The organism is Nocardia takedensis NBRC 100417, assembly GCF_000308695.1.
Lineage (GTDB): Bacteria > Actinomycetota > Actinomycetes > Mycobacteriales > Mycobacteriaceae > Nocardia > Nocardia takedensis.
Map to the genome: position 1 here is coordinate 15,056 of NZ_BAGG01000055.1, position 18,044 is coordinate 33,099.

Sequence of the window (18,044 nt, forward strand, 5' to 3'; positions counted from 1 at the left end):
CGAAAACTCGAGGTGGCCGCCGTGTGCGCCGAGACCTACGTCTATGACCCCTTCGCCCCGGGCTTCTCCGAGAACCCCTATCCGCACTACCGCGAATTGCGTTCGGTCGCACCGGCCTACGAGCATCCGCTCGGGTTCTGGATCGTCTCGCGCTACGCCGAGGTCGCCGAACTGCAACGTTCGGCGCACTCGGTGGACGAGAAGTATCTGACCCGGCTGCCCGCGTGGAAGAGCGATTCCGCCGACATCGGCAAACGCAACCGCATGATGGGCGGGCTGTCGCTGCTGGACCAGGATCCGCCCGACCACACCCGCCTGCGGAAACTGGTCGCCAAGACCTTCACCCCGCGCGCGGTGGGCGCGCTGCGCCCCCGGATGGAAGAACTGGTCACCGGGGCGCTGGACCGCATCGAGGCCGCGGGCACGGCCGACGTGGTCGCCGAACTGGCCTTTCCGGTGCCGTTCACCGTCATCTCCGAACTGCTCGGCATCTCCGTGGTCGAGCACACCCGACTGCGCGCCTTGGTCGCCACGCTGGTGCTGGCCCTGGAACCGCTGCCCGATCCCGAACTCCAGGCGCGCGTGCGCGCGGCCGACGCCGAGTTGACCGCGATGATCCGCGAGCAGGTGCGTCACAAACGCGACAAACCCGCCGAGGACCTGCTGACCGCGCTGATCGCCGCAGAGGACGACGGCGACGTGTTGAGCGAGGACGAACTGGTCGCCCAGGTCATGCTGCTCTACATCGCGGGCCACGAGACCACGGTCAACCTGCTGGCCAACGGAATCCACGCGTTGCTGCGTCACCCCGACCAGGCGCGGCGGTTGCGCGCGGAGCCGGAACTGGCCGACAACGCCGTGGAGGAGGTGCTGCGCTACGACTCGCCCGTGCACCTGATGCGACGGGTCACGGTGGCCCCCTGGTCAGCGGGCGGCGTCGAGATCCCCGCGGGCAGTTGGGTCATCGGCTGTCTCGGCTCGGCCAACCGCGACGCCGGATTCTGGGGCGAGGACGCCGACCTGCTGCGGGTGGACCGGCCCGACGCGGGCCGCAACGTGTCCTTCGGCGCGGGCGTGCACCACTGTCTCGGTTCGGCGCTGGCCCGGCTCGAGGCGCGGGTGTCGTTGCCGCGCTTCGTCGCCCGATTCCCCGACGCCGAGGTGCGCGCGGTGCGCTGGAACGGCAGAATCAACCTGCGCGGACCGGCCGAGTTGTCGATCACCGTGTGACCGTTCGTTTCCCGGAGTGTGTGTGACCATGCCGACCCTGACAGTCGACGGAGTACCCCTCGGCTACACCGACACCGGTGCGCCCGCGGGCGTGCCCGACGCGGCCACCGTCGTCTTCGGACACGGACTGCTCTTCGGCGGATGGATGTTCCGCGGGCAGATCGAGATCCTGCGCGGCCAGTACCGCTGCGTGACCTTGGACTGGCGCGGTCAGGGCGAGACCCCGCCCACTCCCGACGGGTACGACATGGACACGCTGACCCAGGACGCGGTCGGCCTGATCCGCGGTCTGGGCCTGGACCCGGTGCACTGGGTCGGGCTGTCCATGGGCGGATTCGTCGGGCAGCGACTGGCCGCGCGCCACGGCGCCCTGCTGCGGTCGCTGACGCTGCTCGACACCAGCGCCGAGGCCGAGGACCCCGCCAAATCCGGGGAGTACAAGCGCCTCGCGCTGGCCTGGCGACTGCTGGGCGGCGCTCCGCTGGTGGGTCGGATCGCCCCGCACATGTTCGGTCCGGTGTTCCGCGCCGACCCCGACGGGAAGACGGTCGTGCGCGAATGGGCCGACCGGCTGCGACGCGCCGACCGCGCCGCGATCCGCCGGGCCGTGCTCGGCGTGGCCGACCGCACGGCGGTGGCCGGGGAGATCGGCGCGATCACCATGCCGACGCTGGTGGTGGTCGGCGCGGACGACGTCGCCACCCCACCCGAGAAGTCCCGGCGGATCGCCGAGTCCGTGGCGGGCTCGCGTCTGCACGTCCTGCCCGACTGCGGCCATTCCAGCGTGCTGGAGCAGCCCGCCGCGGTCACCGCGCTGCTCAACGAGTTCCTGGCCTCGGTCGACCACCCCTGACCTCGCCCGATGCGGGGCCGCCGGTGATGCGGACATACCAGACACCCTGACCTTTCCGCCGCGCCCCGCGACTCTCTTATCGACCCATTGACGTTGTGCGGCGGAGGTTTCCGGCGACCCCCCGGTGCGCGAAGGTGTGCGTGACGTACACGCAGCTGGAGGGCGCATGTGTTCTGCCATACTCGACATCTCCACCGAGCAGGTCGACCCCGACGAGTACATCCGGGCCTTGATGGCGTGGCATTTCGGTCCGGAGACCGGTAGTCCCTATTGGCTGCGCCGCGCGCGGACCCTGGACTTCGACCCGCTCACCGAGATCCGCACCTTCGCCGATCTGACCCGGTTCCCGAACGTCATCGACGAATTCCGGGACGTCACGGTCGAAGACCTCATTCCGCGGGGATTGACCGGCGCGGACCGCGAGATCGCGGGCGTCTACGAGAGCGGCGGCACCACCGGCCTGCCCAAGCGGTTCGTGATGTTCGACCGCTGGATGGAGTTCGCGCTGAGCTGGGACGAATTCCACTACGCCGACCTCGGCGAGTGCAACACCCTGGCCATCGCGCCCAGCGGGCCGCACATGTTCGGCGAGTTCGCCTCCCGGCGCGCACGGCGGCACAACGGCGTCAAATTCACCGTCGACCTCGACCCGCGCTGGATCAAAGCGCTGATCGCGCGCGGGGAGACCGAAGAGGCCGACCGCTACGCCGAACACCTCATCGACCAGGTCGGTCACATCCTGACCACCCAGTCGGTCGGCATCCTCATCACCACCCCGCCGCTGCTCGAACGCGTGGCGCGCAGGGCCGAACTCGTCGACGCGGTTCGCAAGCAGGTCGAGTTCATCTGCTGGAGCGGCGCGCACATGGACGCCGACTCCCGCGACATCTTCCGCACCGAGATCTTCCCCGGCATCCCGCTCAAGGGCCTCTACGGCAGCACCACCATCCTGGGCATGTCGCGGGAACGGCCCGAGGAGCGCCCCGACGGCCTGCCGGTCTTCGACACCCCCAGTCCCTACATCGTCTTCCGGGTGGTCGACCCCGCGACCGGACGTGACCTCGACTACGGCGAACGCGGCCAGGTCGTGATGAATCACCTCACCAAATACGCGCTGCTGCCCAACAACTTGGAGCGCGACATGGCCACCGCGGCCGAACCGCTGCCCGGTGCGCTCGGCTGCGCGGTCGCCGACGTGGGTCCGGTCAAGACCTTCGACGACCGCTCCGTGATCGAAGGTGTGTACTAGAGATGGACATTCAGATCGATGCGCTCGGCCCGACCGGCGCCTACCGGGCGCGCGAACGTCGCCCGCTGACCTCGCTGGCGGGGGAGCGGATCGGCGAGATCAGCCAGGTCCCCGCGCTCTACGTGCGCCGGACCCTGGCCGCCATGCGCGCCGCCGCGGTGCTGCCCGTCGAGGAGCGCCTGGCCGCCCTGGACAAGGCCGCCGAACTGTTCCTGCACGGCACGATCGCCGGATTCGATCCCGACGCCTACGCCCGCCTGGTCTCCACGGCCTCCGGCGTGCCGCTGGCGGTCGTGCGCCAATCGGTGGACTGGGTCGCCGACGTCCTGCGTTCGCAGCGCCCGATGTGGGCGTTGGCGATGCCGCGCGGCGCGGTCGACGCCTGGCACGCCGAGCAGACCCTGGGCGGCTCGGCCGTGTGGACCCGCAAGGGCGACATCTTCGCGGTGCACGCCGCGGGCAACACCCCGGCGGTGCACGGCCTGTGGCCCGAAGCCCTCGCGATGGGCTACAAGGTCGCCGTGCGGCCCTCCACCCGTGAGCCGTTCACCGCGTTCCGGTTGGTCAGCGCGCTGCGCGAGGCGGGATTCCCGCCGGAGATCGTCACCCTGCTGCCCACCGACTACGCCGCCGCCGACGTCATCATCGCCGAATCCGATTTCGCGATCGTCTACGGCGGACAGGACGTGGTCGACAAGTACTCGGCCAACCCGCGCGTGCTGACCCAGGGGCCCGGCCGATCCAAGATCCTGGTCACCGAGGACGTCGACTGGCGCGAGAAGATCGACCTGCTGGCCGGCTCGGTCAGCCACCTCGGCGGCACGGCCTGCACCTGCGCCAGCGCCATCCTGGTCGAGGGCGATCCGGAACCCGTCGCGCGGGCGGTGGCCGAGGCGCTGGCCGCGATCCCCAGCCTGCCCGCCGACCATCCCGACGCCATCCTCACCGTGCAGCCCACCGAATCCGCGCGCGAGGTCGACCGGTACCTGCACCGGGTCGCGGGCGCGGCGATCCCGATGCTCGGCGGCGACACCGTCGTGGACGAACTGCCCTCCGGCGGTGCGGTGTTGCGGCCCGCCGTGCACCTGGTGACCAGCAGCACGGCCCCGCAACTCAACGTCGAACTGGGCTTCCCGTGCGTATGGGTGGGCCCGTGGCGGGCCGAGGACGGCATCGCCCCGCTGCGTGATTCGCTGGTGCTCACCGCGATGACCACGCGCTCCGAACTCATCGAGGCCCTGCTCGACGAGCCGACCGTCACCAACCTCTACCTGGGCGACAACCCCACCACGTGGTTGCGTCCGGGTGTTCCGCACGACGGCTACCTGGGCGAACACCTCATGCGCACCAAGGGCATGATCCGTTCGGCCCCCTGATCCCGTCCCCTTGTCGAGTCGGACCGCGCGACCCGCGCGGTCCGGCTTCGTCGTTCACAGACCCGGCACGCTCGCGGGCGGACCCGCCGCCACCAGCCTGCCCTCGCGCAGCACCAGGCAGTGCGCCGCGCGGCCCGCCTCCGCCGGATCGTGGGTGGCCTGCACGACGGTGGTGCCGGCCGCCGCCGCTTCGGTGACCGCCGTCGAGATCGCGCGCCGCGAGGCCGCGTCCAGTCCGGCGGCGGGTTCGTCCAGCAGCAGCAGCGTCGACCGTTGCGCGAGGGCGCGGGCGAGCAGCGCGCGCCTGCGCTGACCGCCGGACAACTCGTCGAAACGTCGCTCGGCCAGATCCGCGATATCCATGCGCGCCAAACACTCCCGCACGATCTCGCGGTCCGCGCGGGTCAGCCGTCGCCACGGACCCCGGTGCGCCCACCGGCCCATCGCCACGGTCTGCCCGACCGTCACCGGCAGCGTCGGCGGCGTCTCGACCTGCTGGACGACCAGCGCGGGCCGGTCGGTTGCGGTGCGCCGCACGGTCCCCGATTCCGGCGTGAGCAGCCCGGCGAGCACCCCGAGCAGGGTGGATTTCCCGGAGCCGTTGGCCCCCAGGATCGCGGTCGAGCGGCCCGCCGGGATGGCCGCGGTGATCTCGTGCAGGACCCGGGCGCGCGGATATCCCGCGCACAGGCGGTCGATCTCCAGTGCCGCGGGCGGCGTCGTGTGCGTCATGTCACTCCACTTGTAATGATAATCATTATCATCATAGAGTCGCCCGTCATGGAGTGGCTGATCGCCCCGTTCGAGGTGGCATTCGTACAACGAGCGCTGTGGGGCGGACTGCTGGTCTCGATCATCTGCGCCCTCGCGGGCACCTGGGTCGTGGTGCGCGGCATGGCCTTTCTCGGCGACGCCATGGCCCACGGCATGCTGCCCGGCGTCGCCGTCGCCGCCCTGTTCGGCGCCAACCCCCTGATCGGCGCCGCCGTCAGTTGCGCGGTGATGGCCGTCGGCGTCTCCGCGCTCGGCGCCCGCCGCCGCCTGAGCGCCGACACCGGCATCGGCCTGCTGTTCGTCGGCATGCTCGCCCTCGGCGTCGTGATCGTCTCGCGCTCGCAGTCCTTCGCCGTCGACCTGACCGGCTTCCTGTTCGGCGACGTCCTCGCCGTCCGCACCGCCGACCTCGGCTTCCTGGCCGCGGCCGCGGTCCTCGCCGCCGTCGTCGCCGCACTCGGCCACCGCGCCTTCCTGGCCCTCGCCTTCGACCCGCGCACCGCCGTCACCCTCGGCCTGCGTCCCGACCTCGCCCGCTTCGCGCTGCTCGGCCTGATGACCTTGGCGATCGTCGCCTCCTTCCACATCGTCGGCACCCTGCTGGTCTTCGGCCTGCTCATCGCCCCGCCCGCCGCCGCCCTCACCCTCGCGAGCCGTATCCCCGTCGCCATCGCCCTCGCCGCCCTGTTCGGCGCACTGTCGACCTTCCTCGGCCTGCTGCTGTCCTGGCACGCCGAAACCGCCGCGGGAGCGACCATCGCGGGCGTCGCGGTCGGGATCTTCTTCGTCGTGGCGGCCATCGACGCGATGCGCGGTCGACGGCGCGCGTCGCGTGCGGAGCCCCCGCGCACACCCGGTGCCGCTGGTGATTCCGCTGGTGGCTCGTCGACAGCCTCCCCGGACCCGCTCGGGAGCCCGTCGGTCGCTCCCGTCCACCCTTCGGTACACAGCGAAACCGCTGCCGCCGTGGCTGATTCGAGTCGTGCGTCCGGTACTCCGGCGGCCTCGGCGGTCGGCGGGTCGGTCGGCGCGCGTCGGCGGTTCCGTCGCGTCGGGACGGTGCTGCTGGCGGGTGTGCTCGTCGCGAGCTGTGGGGCCGAATCCGGCGACGCCGCAACGGAAGAGACGCCGCACGGATATGTCGAGGGCGCGCGGGAGATGGCCGACGAGCAGATCCGCCTCGTGCTCGCCGCGGAATCCGGCCGGGTCCACGTCCTCGATCCGGCCACCGAGGAGACGACCGTCCTGGGCGAGGTGTCCGGCGTGCGGGCCATGGTCGGCGACGACCGGTACGCCTTCCTCGACACCGATGCGGGCGTGCGGGTGATCGACGGCGGCGGGTGGACCGTCGACCACGGCGACCACGTGCACTACTACAGCGCGCCGGTGCGCGAAGTGGGCACGCTCGCCGTCGGCCCGGTGACGGCGGTGCACGGCGACCGCGCGCTGACCGCGCTGGTACTGGGCGACCGCGAAACCGTCCTGCTGGACCGGCAAGCCCTGGACGGCGGGACGATTCGCGAGCGCGGACGCGTCACCGACGGCGTCGCCGTGCCCTTCGGCGAACGACTGCTCGTCGCGGTGGGGTCTACCGGTCGCCTCGAGGTGCGCGGGCGCGACGGCGCGACCGAGACCGTCCTGGACCCGCCGTGCCGCGATCCGCGCGGACGCGCCGTCACCCGCCGCGGCGTCGTCTTCGGTTGCGCCGACGGCGCGGTGATCGTCACCGACGGGGACTTCCGGGCCCGCGCGGTGCCCTACCCGCGCCCGGTGCCCGAGCGCGAGCGGGCGATCGCCTTCGCCCACCGCCCCGGCAGCGACACCCTCGCCGCCCGCGCGGGCGACTCGGGTGTCTGGATTCTCGATGTCCGACAGGGTATCTGGACGCACGCACCGGTCGGCCCGGTGACCGCGGTCGACACCGCGGGAGCGGGCGCACCCGTTCTCGCGCTGACCCCGGACGGCGTCCTGCACGGGCTCGACCCGCGCACCGGCGTGCCCGGCCCGGCGCGACCGTTGCTCGCCGAACCGGGCGCGGACCCGCGCATCCAGGTCGACAGATCCCGGGCCTACCTCACCGACGAAAGGGCGCGCGCCGTGCACGAGATCGACTACGCCGACGCGCTGCGGGTCGCCCGCACGCTCCCGCTCGACATCGCCCCGCGCCAGCTGGTGGCGACCGGCCGATGAGCATCCTCTCGCGTGTCTTCGCCGCCCTGGTCGTGCTCGTCGCGCTGCTCACCGCGTGCGCGCCCGGATCGGCCGAGCGCACCGAGATCATCGTGACGACAACGATTCTCGGTGACATCACCCGCGCGATCGTCGGTGACGCCGCCCCCGTCGCCGTCCTCATGCGGCCCGGAGCGGACCCGCACTCTTTCGCCGTCTCCGCCCGCGACGCCGCGGTGTTCGACCGCGCCGCGCTCGTGGTGCACAACGGACTCGGCCTCGAGGAAGGCGTGGCCCGGCACGTCACCGCCGCGGCCGACGCGGGCATCCCGACCCTGGCCGTCGGCGACCACGTCGACCCCCTCGCCTATTCCGACGGCGTGCCCGACCCGCATTTCTGGACCGACCCCCGGCGCGTGCGTCGCGCCGCCACGGCCATCGGCGAGCGCGTGGCCGAACTCGACGGCGTCGACGCCGCGGCGGTGCGGCAGCGCACGGCCGACTATCTCGCCGAACTCGACCGTCTCGACCGCGACATGGCCGACCGCTTCGCCGCCCTCCCCGCCGAACGCCGTGTCCTGGTCACCAACCATCACGTCTTCGGTTATCTGGCACAGCGTTTCGACTTTCGCGTCCTGGGCGCGGTGGTGCCCAGCGGCACCACTCTCGCTTCCCCGAGCGCCGCCGACCTGGACTCGCTGGCCACCGCCGTCCGCACCGCCCGGGTCGGCGCGATCTTCGTCGACTCCTCGCAACCGGACCGGCTGGCACGGGTGCTGGCCGAGCGCGTCGGCCTGGACGTGCGCGTCCTCGCCCTGCACACCGAATCGCTGAGCGAACCCGGCGGGGGAGCCGAGACCTACCTGGAAATGATGCGCGCCAACACCGCCGCCCTCGTCGCGGGCCTGAGCGCGCCCTGAGACTTCCGTACGAACGAGAGATGGAGCAACACATGCAATTCCGGTCCAGAACCGCGCTCGCCGCGGTGTGCGCGGGAGTCGTGACCGCGGCGCTGACCGCCTGCGGCGCCGACGACGCCGAAACCTCGGGCGCGGTGAGGATTCCGGCCGACCCGATCGCGGTCACCCACGACGGCGGTATCCGCGTGCTGGACGGGAACACCCTCGCCCAGACCGCGCAAGTGGACCTCCCGGGCTTCAACCGCCTCAACCCGGCGGGCGACGACCGGCACCTGATCGTCTCCACCGCCGACGGGTTCCGCGTCCTGGACACCCACGACGCCACGTTCGGGGCCGAATTCGCCGCCGCGAAACCGGGTCACGTGGTCCACCACGCGGGCCGCACGGTCCTCTTCGCCGACGGCAGCGGCGAGATCACCGCGTTCGACTCCGCCGACGTCGGCGACGACGCCCCGAAGACCGCCACCCATCGCACCGCCGCACCCCATCACGGCGTGGCCGTGGAACTGGCCGACGGGCGCATGGTCGTCACCCTCGGGACCGAGGACAAGCGCACGGGCATCGCGGTGCTCGATCGTGACCGCAAGGAGATCACCCGCAACGAGGACTGCCCGGGCGTGCACGGCGAAGCCACCGCCGCCGGGGAGACCGTCGTCCTCGGGTGCCAGACCGGCGTGCTCGTCTACCGCGACGGCGTGATCACGAAGGTGAACAGCCCGACCCCGTACGGCCGCATCGGCAACCAGGCGGGCAGCGACGCCTCCCCGATCGTGCTCGGCGACTACAAGCAGGACAAGGACGCCGAACTGGAACGCCCGCAACAGGTCTCGCTGATCGACACCGCGGCGGGCACGCTGCGCCTGGTCGATCTGGGCGCCAGTTACACCTTCCGCTCGCTGGCCCGCGGACCGCAGGGCGAAGCGCTGGTGCTCGGCACCGACGGCCGACTGCACGTCATCGATCCGGTGACGGGAACGGTGACCCGCCGTATCGAGGTCACCGCGCCCTGGCAGGAACCGCTGAAGTGGCAGGAAGCCCGCCCGGCGCTGTTCGCCCGGGGCGGCATCGCCTACGTCACCGAACCGGCCACCGGCGAAGTCCATCGCGTCGACCTCGCCACCGGCGCCGTCACCGCCTCGGTCACCCTGCCCTCGGCCCCCAACGAGCTGAGCGGCGTCACCGCCCACTGATCGACCGTGCCCGCCCCACTGCCGGGGGGGGGCGGGCACGCTACAACTGGGTCAGCGAGGCGAGCAACGCGAGCGCGGGAATCGTCCCCTGCGACGCGGCCGCCTTCACCATGCGCCGATCCGTCGCCACCAACACCAGCGCCGCCGCGACCATCGACCCGCAGCCCAGCACGATCAGCGCCCACCCCGCCGCGGGCTCCGGCCGCACCAGGATCGCCCCCACGAACGTCCCGATCGCCAGGAACAGGTTGTAGAAGCCCTGGTTGAACGCCCAGGGGCGCACGCCCTCGACATCGTCCCGCTCCACCGCGAAGATCCCGCGGTGGACACGGACATCCCGGAATCGGACACTCTCCAGCGTGAAGATGTAGACGTGGACGAGCGCGGCCAGAATCGCCAGGATCTGCACGATCGCGAGCACAGGTCCCTCCTTCGGTGCGGAAGCGGATGTGTCAGCACCGTAGTCGCCCGGGTCCGCGCCCGCCTGTCAGCCGCGCCGCTGTCGTCCGCGACCGTCGGGTGGGCCTGCCCGATCGGATCGAGCCGCCGCGACCGCCCGCGTCAGCGCTGCTCGACCAGCGCCGCCACGAACTCGCGTGGGTTGTCGGCGTCCGGCTCGGCCTCGGTCCGATAATTGCGCGCCACCAGGCCCAGGAACGCCGCGGCCACCAGTCCGACCGCCACGAACATCGCCGGATAGCCGAAGCCGGCGCGCTGGTGCAGGGCCGCCAGCAGCGCGGGCAGGCCGAATCCGAGGTAGGACACCGAGTAGAAGATCGCGGTCAGCCGCGCGAGATCGTCGGGGTGGGCCAAGCGCTGGACCTCCTGGAGTCCGGCCACCATCCCGATGCCGTAGCCCGCGCCGAGCACCAGCGCGGTCAGCACCGTCGCCCACAGGGTGAGCGCGTGCGCAGCGAACGCCGCGCACCCCATCCCGGCCACCACCAGGGTCAGCGACACCGTCGCCGCCCGCGCGGTCCCCGGCCGGTCGATCCGGCGGGCGACGGACTGGATCGCGAACCCGCACACCAGCGTCAGCACGGTGATCGACGCGGAGAACGCGATCGGCGTGCTCCCGGCGTGCGGCATCATCAAGGTCGGCATGATCGCGTACGCCCCTGCCGCACAAGCGAACAGCCAAGCCGCGACCGGCAGCGCGACCCCGAAGAATCGTCGCGCGGCCCAGGAGGGCAAGCGGGGAATCGCCCACAGCGCGGAGGGCGCTCGGTCAGCGGAGGTCGAGCGCGTCTCCGGAGTCCGCAGCAATCCACCCGCGGCCACGACGCAGAGCGCGGCGTTGATCAGGTAGGCCAGCGAGTGCGGCCACGGCCCCCACTGCGCCAGCACACCCGCGACCCCGGCCCCGACCGCGAACCCGCCGGTCAGACTCATCGCCGCCCGCCGAGCCCCGCCGCCGCCCGCGCGCCCGTGACCGATCGCCGACAGTTCCTCTAGCCAACTGCCGCCCACAGCCATCGCCAACCCGAGCGCGATCCCGCACAGCACCCGCCCCAGCGTCAGCAGCGCCACCGAATCCGCCCCGCAGGCCAGCACGAGCGACCCGGTGGCGGCGATCAGGGGAGCGGGCCGCAGCAGCGGGGCCCGACCGTGGCGGTCCGACAGCGGTCCGCCCACCAGCAGCGCGGGCACGATCCCGAACACGTAGGCGAACAGCAGCAGATCCACGGTCGTCGTGCCGAGCCCCGCGCCCTTGTACATGACCAGCAGCGGCGTGAATTCGTTGCCGCCCCAGGCGATCGCGAACATCGCGGCGGCGACCGCGACCCATCCGCGCGGCGCGGTCCCCGTTGTCGCCATCACAAGCCCCGTAGCTCCAACCGGTGCACGCCCGACAGGTGCGCCACCAGCGCTTCGGCGAATCGCTCCGGTTCGCCCGCGGTCACCAGGTCGGCGAGATCGGCGTGCTGGTCGATGATCTGCCCCATCTCGGAGTTCCCGCGCCGCAAGGCCAGACTGTTCATGCGCCGCTGCCGTTCCCGCAGCGAGTCGTAGAACCCGGTGAGCAGCGGATTGCCGCCCGCGACGACATAGGCGCGGTGGAAATCGGTGTCGGCCGAGGCGAACGCCTCGCGGTCCCCGGTCGCCGCGACCTCGCGCTGTCGGTGCAGCGAGGAGTGCAGTTCGGCGGTGAGCGCCGTGCGGTCGGCCGCGGCCAGCGCCCGCACCGCCGCCACCTCCACCACGTACCGCGCGTGCACGACGTGTTCGGCCTCCGCGACGGGCACCGGGACCACCAGTGCCCCCCGTTTCGGATACAGCTTCATCCACCCTTCGGCCTCGAGACGCAGGAACGCTTCCCGCACGGGCGTGCGCGACATGCCGAGCGCACCGGCGATCTCGCCTTCGCTGATCAGCTCGCCCCCCGGCAGAGCCCCGGTCAGGATGCGTTCCTTGACCTCGCGGTAGGCGAGTTCAGCCGATGAATACGTCTTAGACACAAGATGCACTGTAGTGCGGTCCCGGTCGGGACCGCCGAGCGGGTCAGGAGGCCAGTGGACGCAGGTGCTCGAAGATGAGCATGGTCTCGGTCGAGGAGACGGCGGCGTTCTCGCTGAGATGGTCCAGCACGAACGCGCGCAGTTCCTCGATGTTCGCGGTGGCGACCCGGACCAGATAATCGTCCTCACCCGCGACCACGTACACGTCCAGGACTTCGGGCAGCATCGCCAACCGCCGCCCGAATTCGGTGAGATGCCGCCGCGAACCGCCTTGCAGTCGCACCGCGATCATCGCCTGTAAGTCGCGGCCGAGCGCGGCGGGGTCGATCTCGGCGTGGAAACCGCGGATGACGCCGCGCTCCACGAGCGCCCGCATCCGCCCCAGGCAGGTCGACGGCGCGATCCCCGCCGCCGCGGCCAAGGCGTTGTTGGTGATCCGGCCGTCGCGGGCCAGATGGTCGAGCAGAACGCGATCGGTGTCGTCGATCGCGACGGCGGCGCGCGAGGGTGCCGCGCCGCGCGGGCCGTTCTTCACGAGGCGACCTCGTGCGGGTGGTCAGGGCACTCGGTGCCGCCGGTTAGCTCGCTCCGCGCATTCACGTGCACACCGTACCGAACCCGCCCCGATCCCTCGCGCCGGAGCGACCCACCCCACCCGTTGTCGCGCACCGTATTTCACATCGCGCCCCGACCCGGCCGTCCCCTTCCGCCCGCCGCCCTCCGCCGCCTGCCGCGAATAAGCCGACCGCCCGCCGAACCCTCGCTCGGTTCACGCCCCGGGACGGTGTCCGTAGTCCGCGATGTCCAAGCGGGCGATGTCGCCGGAACCGAAGTGATCCACCCAGGACCGCCCGGGCCGGTGCGGTCGGGCGGCCTGCAACGCCAGGTAGGCGCGGACCAAGGGCCTGGCCAGGGCCTCCGCCCGGCGCGGGGGAGCGGGCAGGCGATGGGTTTCGCGGAGGTGGTCGTCCATGAGCAGCGACAGGACCCGGTCGCCCACCGCGCCCGCGCGACCGGGAAACCAGCGCGCGCGCCAGTCCGCGAACAAGTGGTCCACCACCGCGCGACCGCCGTCGGTGTAGCCGTAGTGGCGGCGCTCGTAGTCCAGTGCCCAGGCGCGGAAGGCGGCGGGGCCGTCGGGCGTCGTGAGGCCCATCCGTGTGCCGACACCGCGCCAGAAGTGGTACTGCGCCAGCAGTTCGGCGTCGGTGAACGGGCGCAGCCCCAACCGGTCGGGGATGCGGTCACCCTCGAAGGCCAACGAGGCCAGGGTGTAGAGCTTCTCGTCGTGGTCGATCCGGAAACGGCGGTGGATGGCCTCCATCCGGTCGACCGCGGCGCGCCCGCGCGGGTGGGAATGACCGTGCCGCAGCATCTCGCCGAAGAAGACCAGGGTGTGGTCGTTGCGTCGCCGCACGTCGCGGATCAGATCGCCGCGCCCGCCCCGGTGCACGGTCCGCGCGATCGAGGGCACCGCGACCTGCCGCGCGAAGGCGACCAGATAGGCCGCGTGCACGAATAGCGCGTCACCGTAACGGACCTCGACGGTGAGCCTGGTCAGCTCCTCGTGGTCGGTCACGGGGTCCAGCGCGGCGATCCGGCGGGCCAGCGCGCGGCCGCCCACCCAGCGACGTCCGGCGAACGACTGCTCGGCCACGGTGCCTCCTCGATAGAATTCTGACAGTGTGTCAGGAAACCTGACAGTGCGTCAATATCGCTATGCTGGGCGCACCCGTCGGAGAGGAACCGTGATGTCGAGACCCGCCGCTCGCGCGAGCCGCGGCGACCGGCGCGCGCCGAGTCGGGGCGATCAGCAGCGCGCGGCGATCATCGCCGCGGTCACCGATCTGCTCGGCGCGGTGCCGATCAAGGATCTGTCCGTCGCGCGGATCGCCGACCACGCCCGGGTCTCGCGGCCCGCGTTCTACTTCTATTTCGAGTCCAAGTACGCCGTGGTCGCCGCCGCGCTGGCCCAGGTCTGGGCTGAAGTCGACACCGCCACCGCCGAACTCGGCGACTACGGCGACGGCGAAGCGCCCGAGGTCTTCACCGGGCGCATGCTGGACGCGGCGGTGACCGTCTGGTCGCGGCACGCGCCGCTGCTCAACGCCTGCGTGCAGGCCAGGGACAGCGATCCGCAGTTGCGCGACCTGTGGGACGAGTTCATCGGCGCGTTCGTCCGCAAGTTGGTCGGATTCGTGCGGGACCAGGTGGCCGCCGGTCGCGCCGCGCCCGCTGTCACCGACATTCCCGCGCTGATCACGGCGCTGTTCAGCATGACCATCGGCGTGCTGCGCCAGGAGAGCGTGCCCGCAGGCGAGGTCTCCACCGACCGCGCGTTGGCCGCGGCGCGGGAGATCTGGCTGAGCGCGGTGTGGGGTCGGCGCAGCTAGGTCGTCAGGTCCGCGCGGGAGCGTTCTGGCCGGACGTGGTGGCGATGTCGAGCAGGTGACGGGCGGGAGCGCTGAAGCGGTGGCCGCGCCGCCAGCAGGCGTGCAGGTCGCGCCGCAGCGTGAGGGCGGTGACGGGAACTTCGACCAGGGTGCGGTCGGCGATTTCGTCGCGCACGGTCAGTTCGCTCAGCACGGCGGGGCCCAGGCCGCTCGCGGCGGCGTTCTCGATGGCGGTGGCCGAGGTCAGTTCCATCGCGGGAACCAGGATGAGCGGGTCGGGCAGGGTGGTGAGTCGGTCGTGCAGGACCGAGCGGGTGGCCGAGCCGGATTCGCGCAGGATCAGCGGCGCCGCGGCGCGGGTGCTGCCGCTGCCGATGATCAACATCGTCAACGGGGGCGCGCACGCCGACAATCCCCTCGACTTCCAGGAATTCATGATCGCCCCCGTCGGAGCGAGCAGTTTCGGTGAGGCGGTGCGGATGGGTTCGGAGGTGTTCCACACCCTGAAGGACGACCTCGCCGCCGCGGGGGAGAACACCAACGTCGGCGACGAGCGCGGCTTCGCCCCGGACCTGCGTTCGGCCGACAGGCCCTCGACCGCATCGTGGCCGCGATCGAACGGGCCGGCTACGAGCCCGGCGCGGACGTCGTCCTGCTGTTGGACCCGGCCGCGACGGAGTTCCACGTCGACGGCGCCTACCACTACCGCGCCGACGACACCGTCCGAACTGTCGACAAGCACATCGACTACCTGCTGGGCCTGCTCGACGCGTATCCGATCGTGTCGCTGGAAGATCCGCTCGCCGAGGACGATCGGTCCGGGTGGACCCGGCTGACCGCTGCTGTCGGAGACCGCTGCCAACTCGTCGGCGACGACGTGTTCTGCACCAACCCCGCCTTGCTGCGCGAGGGGGTCCGGGCCGGCATCGGCAACTCGATCCTGCTGAAGATCAACCAGATCGGCACGCTCACCGAGACTTTCGACACCGCGGCCATCGCCCGCCGCGCCGGCTACGCCGCGATCGTCTCGCACCGCTCGGGGGAGACCGAGGACACCGGCATCGCCGAGAGGCGATCGTCGGCGCGCGGCGGCGCTCGGGTTCGCCGCCGCCGTGGGGCCGGCGCTCGCGCGAGGGCGGGTCACACGCGAGGTCAGCGGGGCAGCATCAGCAGTTCGGCCAAGCCGCCGTCGGCGCTCGCGGGTCCGGTCAGGGCCAGGGCCTGGGCGTGGACCAGATCACCCAGGTGCGGGGTCTGCGGCGCACCCGAACTGCGCCACACCCCGCCCGAGATCTGGTGCACCGGAACGACACGCGTCCGCTCGGCGTCCACGGCGAAACGCCCCACGATCCGCCCGCGCAACCGGGGAAGCGGGGTGCGGACGGTCAGCGCGTCCACGATCGCCGGACCGGTGAGCAGCAGGGCGGTGATCGCGGCGAACGGGTTGCCGGGCAGGCAGAGGATCACCCGGCCGTCCGGCAGCAGCGCGACCAGTTGCGAACCGCCCGGACGCATCGCGAGACCGTCGAGGACGATCCGCGCGTCGAGGTCGGCCAGCACCGTGCGCAGATGGTCGGCCGCGCCTCGTCCGGTGCCGCCCACCACGATTCGCAGCGGCGGGGTCCGCGAGGCGCCGAACCAGTCCCGCCACAGCTCGGGATCGTCATCCAGGCGCAGAACGCTCTCGCAGCCGATTCCGCACGCGCGCAGGTACTCCGGCAGCACCGGCGACAGCGAATCACGGGTCTGGCCCTGCCCGAGCGGGCCCGTCGCGCGGATCTCGTCACCGGTCATCAACACATCGGCCGATACCGGTCCGCGCACCGCCAGCAGCGGAGCCTCGGCGCTCGCCGCGACCGACACCACGGCCGCCGACACCGCCGTGCCCGCGGCCACCAGTTCCTGCCCGTCCACCCAGTGCTCGCCACGGCGGCGGGTGTCGTCCTTGAACGGCGCGTCCGGCGCGAGGGTGATGGCTCGGCGACCGGCGGCCAGGGTCCGCACCACGTGTTCGTCACGCAACACCGCGGTCGTTCCGCGCGGCGTCGTCGCGCCCGTCGCGATCCGGACCGCGCAGTCCGCGTCCAGGTCGCGACCGCCCGCCCGACCCGCCACCCGGACCTCCGACCGCAACACCCACACCGGGCCCGCGCCGTTGACCGCGTATCCGTCCATCGCGGCGGTGTCGGCGCGCGGCAACGCCGTCCCCGCGAGGATCGGCTCGGCCAGCGTCGCCCCCAGCGCGTCGGCGGGCGGACCCCACCGGATCGGCAGCGGCGACACCCGCTCCCGCAGCACGGATTCGAGATCGCGCACCGCCACCGCGCCCACGCGACAGCCCCGCGCGCTCACGCGGTCCGTCGTCTCCACCGTCCGCCGCGCAGCCTCCACACCGAATCCCCTCGATCTCGAATACCGCGATGTCCAGGCCGTCGATCCTCGACCGCCGAGATTGCGCCCCGAGGTCCCCGCAGTTGCCCACCCGTCACGCTTCGCTCACTCGGCGGTCGCGGCGGCGGTGCGATCGCTGCCGAGAAGGGTGCGCAGCAGGTCAACGACCGAGCCGACGGGCATCTCCGGGTCGAAGGCGCGTTGCACGCCGAGACCGATGCCGAGGGAGAGCAGTCGCAGTGCGGCGCCGTGGCCACGCGGGCGGGCGCGGTGCGACGGGAGGCGGCGGTCCAGGCGAAACCGAGCACAACGCCGCTTCGCGTGAGCGCGGAGTGCGAATCGCGCCCAGAGCCGGTGTGATTCGAAGCATGGGCGCTCGGTTCGTCGGTGTGAGTCGCTGAACTGCGCGGAGTCGCCCGCCGTAACAGGGAGGCGTTCGAGGCAACGGCGGATTCACCAGAATGTAACCTGAAATCCCGTATAGCGCTCTCGTGTCGGCAAACTCGTAGATATCTCTTGTCGGCTTCGGCGTCGCAACGGAATTCGAGTCGCGATCGGGCGTGCGACGCTCCGCTTACCGGCAACTCTCCAGGCGGTGTTCCATGCGGGCTCTCGATCTGATGGGTGTCGCCGTCTCGAGTGATCCGCGCGCGGAATCGCCTTCTCGCCCGATAGCACTTTTCTAGCAATCATTCTGTGACACCGTGCATTTCCGCCGAGTTGGCGTACCGTTTATCAGCGACGTGCGCATCGATCCGGTTCCCGACGGAAGGACTTCCTCCGGATCGCAGCTGAGTGGGATAGGTCGAACGTACGAGGGTGGTCGAGCAGTGAGCATCCGGATTCCGCCCGAGTCGCGGTGGTCGTCGCGCTCGACCAGGGGTCCGCTGCCGAGTGGAGCGCGCGCCGATGACCGTGTGCGGCGCCACGGACAGTGCCGGGGGGCGGTTGTCGTCGGAGTCGTTGGGCGATGAGTCTCGAGCTGCCCGAGGGGTTGCATTGGTTGGGGTGGGTGGCGGGTGCGCCGTGGCCGAAGGGGG

Annotated in this window: 16 protein-coding genes and 1 pseudogene; 9 read left to right on the forward strand and 8 right to left on the reverse strand. The window is 71.7% G+C overall.

The genetic code is table 11. The annotated features are described in order from the left end of the window. Positions 1–21: 21 nt before the first annotated feature. From ON30_RS11320 to ON30_RS11335, 4 genes are all read left to right on the forward strand, one after another. Entirely contained in the window at positions 22–1,230 is a 1,209-nt protein-coding gene (locus tag ON30_RS11320; protein WP_040706455.1) for a cytochrome P450, read from the forward strand. 28 nt (positions 1,231–1,258) lie between these two features. Further along, positions 1,259–2,083: an alpha/beta fold hydrolase gene (locus ON30_RS11325; protein WP_040706456.1), complete on the forward strand. Its 825-nt coding sequence runs from the start codon at positions 1,259–1,261 to the stop codon at positions 2,081–2,083. A 166-nt stretch (positions 2,084–2,249) separates the two neighbouring features. Beyond that, positions 2,250–3,332, forward strand: coding sequence for an acyl-CoA synthetase family protein (locus tag ON30_RS11330; protein ID WP_040706440.1), 1,083 nt, complete (start codon positions 2,250–2,252; stop codon positions 3,330–3,332). Positions 3,333–3,334: 2 nt separating this feature from the next. Further along, positions 3,335–4,708, forward strand: a complete 1,374-nt coding sequence (locus tag ON30_RS11335) for an aldehyde dehydrogenase family protein (protein WP_040706441.1) — start codon at positions 3,335–3,337, stop codon at positions 4,706–4,708. A gap of 54 nt (positions 4,709–4,762) precedes the next feature. On the opposite strand, the gene aztA is transcribed toward ON30_RS11335, so the two are convergent. Next, positions 4,763–5,440 carry a zinc ABC transporter ATP-binding protein AztA gene (gene aztA, locus ON30_RS11340; RefSeq protein WP_040706442.1) on the reverse strand — a complete coding sequence of 226 codons (678 nt, stop codon included), beginning with the start codon at positions 5,438–5,440 and terminating at the stop codon, positions 4,763–4,765. Between the two features lie 48 nt (positions 5,441–5,488). On the opposite strand from aztA, the gene aztB reads away from it, so the two are divergent. From aztB to aztD, 3 genes are read left to right on the forward strand one after another with little or no spacing between them, the layout of a single operon-like run. Continuing rightward, positions 5,489–7,672, forward strand: coding sequence for a zinc ABC transporter permease AztB (gene aztB, locus ON30_RS37295; protein ID WP_040706443.1), 2,184 nt, complete (start codon positions 5,489–5,491; stop codon positions 7,670–7,672). Next, positions 7,669–8,571, forward strand: coding sequence for a zinc ABC transporter substrate-binding protein AztC (gene aztC / locus ON30_RS11350; RefSeq protein ID WP_040706444.1), 903 nt, complete (start codon positions 7,669–7,671; stop codon positions 8,569–8,571). Before aztB ends, aztC begins: the two co-directional genes overlap by 4 nt. A 32-nt stretch (positions 8,572–8,603) precedes the next feature. Beyond that, positions 8,604–9,761 (forward strand): zinc metallochaperone AztD, encoded by a 1,158-nt coding sequence (gene aztD, locus ON30_RS11355; RefSeq protein ID WP_040706457.1) that lies wholly within the window; start codon positions 8,604–8,606, stop codon positions 9,759–9,761. Between the two features lie 40 nt (positions 9,762–9,801). Here aztD and ON30_RS11360 read toward each other — a convergent pair whose 3' ends face one another. From ON30_RS11360 to ON30_RS11380, 5 genes are all read right to left on the reverse strand, one after another. Continuing rightward, complete coding sequence (locus ON30_RS11360; protein ID WP_040706445.1) at positions 9,802–10,182, reverse strand: DUF1304 domain-containing protein; 381 nt, start codon at positions 10,180–10,182, stop codon at positions 9,802–9,804. Between the two features lie 140 nt (positions 10,183–10,322). Next, the gene (locus ON30_RS11365) at positions 10,323–11,579 is read right to left on the reverse strand and encodes an MFS transporter (protein ID WP_040706446.1); all 1,257 of its coding nucleotides are present in this window, start codon (positions 11,577–11,579) and stop codon (positions 10,323–10,325) included. Next, entirely contained in the window at positions 11,579–12,220 is a 642-nt protein-coding gene (locus tag ON30_RS11370; RefSeq protein ID WP_040706447.1) for a GntR family transcriptional regulator, read from the reverse strand. The genes ON30_RS11365 and ON30_RS11370 overlap by 1 nt, the downstream gene beginning before the upstream one ends. Before the next feature lie 43 nt (positions 12,221–12,263). Beyond that, positions 12,264–12,755 (reverse strand): Lrp/AsnC family transcriptional regulator, encoded by a 492-nt coding sequence (locus ON30_RS11375; RefSeq protein ID WP_040706448.1) that lies wholly within the window; start codon positions 12,753–12,755, stop codon positions 12,264–12,266. Positions 12,756–12,989: 234 nt separating this feature from the next. Beyond that, complete coding sequence (locus ON30_RS11380; RefSeq protein ID WP_051029191.1) at positions 12,990–13,877, reverse strand: oxygenase MpaB family protein; 888 nt, start codon at positions 13,875–13,877, stop codon at positions 12,990–12,992. 94 nt (positions 13,878–13,971) lie between these two features. On the opposite strand from ON30_RS11380, the gene ON30_RS11385 reads away from it, so the two are divergent. After that, positions 13,972–14,613, forward strand: a complete 642-nt coding sequence (locus ON30_RS11385) for a TetR/AcrR family transcriptional regulator (RefSeq protein ID WP_040706449.1) — start codon at positions 13,972–13,974, stop codon at positions 14,611–14,613. Between the two features lie 4 nt (positions 14,614–14,617). Here the strand turns inward: ON30_RS11385 and ON30_RS41940 are convergent, their stop codons facing one another. After that, positions 14,618–15,049, reverse strand: coding sequence for a LysR substrate-binding domain-containing protein (locus ON30_RS41940; RefSeq protein WP_306307359.1), 432 nt, complete (start codon positions 15,047–15,049; stop codon positions 14,618–14,620). Here ON30_RS41940 and ON30_RS41945 point away from each other — a divergent pair. Then, positions 14,988–15,646: pseudogene (locus ON30_RS41945) on the forward strand (phosphopyruvate hydratase family protein); the annotation flags it as partial. The gene ON30_RS41940 and the pseudogene ON30_RS41945 overlap by 62 nt on opposite strands. A 119-nt stretch (positions 15,647–15,765) precedes the next feature. On the opposite strand, the gene ON30_RS11395 reads toward ON30_RS41945, so the two are convergent. Beyond that, on the reverse strand, positions 15,766–16,965 hold the full coding sequence (locus ON30_RS11395) for a molybdopterin-binding protein (protein WP_040706460.1): 1,200 nt from the start codon (positions 16,963–16,965) through the stop codon (positions 15,766–15,768). Between the last annotated feature and the right edge of the window lie 1,079 nt (positions 16,966–18,044).

Bases quoted from the DNA above. Each gene is read 5' to 3' on its own strand.
- aztD (WP_040706457.1), top strand. From the start codon at position 8,604: ATGCAATTCCGGTCCAGAACCGCGCTCGCCGCGGTGTGCGCGGGAGTC.
- ON30_RS41940 (WP_306307359.1), bottom strand. From the start codon at position 15,049: ATGAATTCCTGGAAGTCGAGGGGATTGTCGGCGTGCGCGCCCCCGTTG.
- aztA (WP_040706442.1), bottom strand. From the start codon at position 5,440: ATGACGCACACGACGCCGCCCGCGGCACTGGAGATCGACCGCCTGTGC.
- aztC (WP_040706444.1), top strand. From the start codon at position 7,669: ATGAGCATCCTCTCGCGTGTCTTCGCCGCCCTGGTCGTGCTCGTCGCG.
- ON30_RS11325 (WP_040706456.1), top strand. From the start codon at position 1,259: ATGCCGACCCTGACAGTCGACGGAGTACCCCTCGGCTACACCGACACC.
- ON30_RS11385 (WP_040706449.1), top strand. From the start codon at position 13,972: ATGTCGAGACCCGCCGCTCGCGCGAGCCGCGGCGACCGGCGCGCGCCG.
- ON30_RS11365 (WP_040706446.1), bottom strand. From the start codon at position 11,579: ATGGCGACAACGGGGACCGCGCCGCGCGGATGGGTCGCGGTCGCCGCC.
- aztB (WP_040706443.1), top strand. From the start codon at position 5,489: ATGGAGTGGCTGATCGCCCCGTTCGAGGTGGCATTCGTACAACGAGCG.
- ON30_RS11335 (WP_040706441.1), top strand. From the start codon at position 3,335: ATGGACATTCAGATCGATGCGCTCGGCCCGACCGGCGCCTACCGGGCG.
- ON30_RS11330 (WP_040706440.1), top strand. From the start codon at position 2,250: ATGTGTTCTGCCATACTCGACATCTCCACCGAGCAGGTCGACCCCGAC.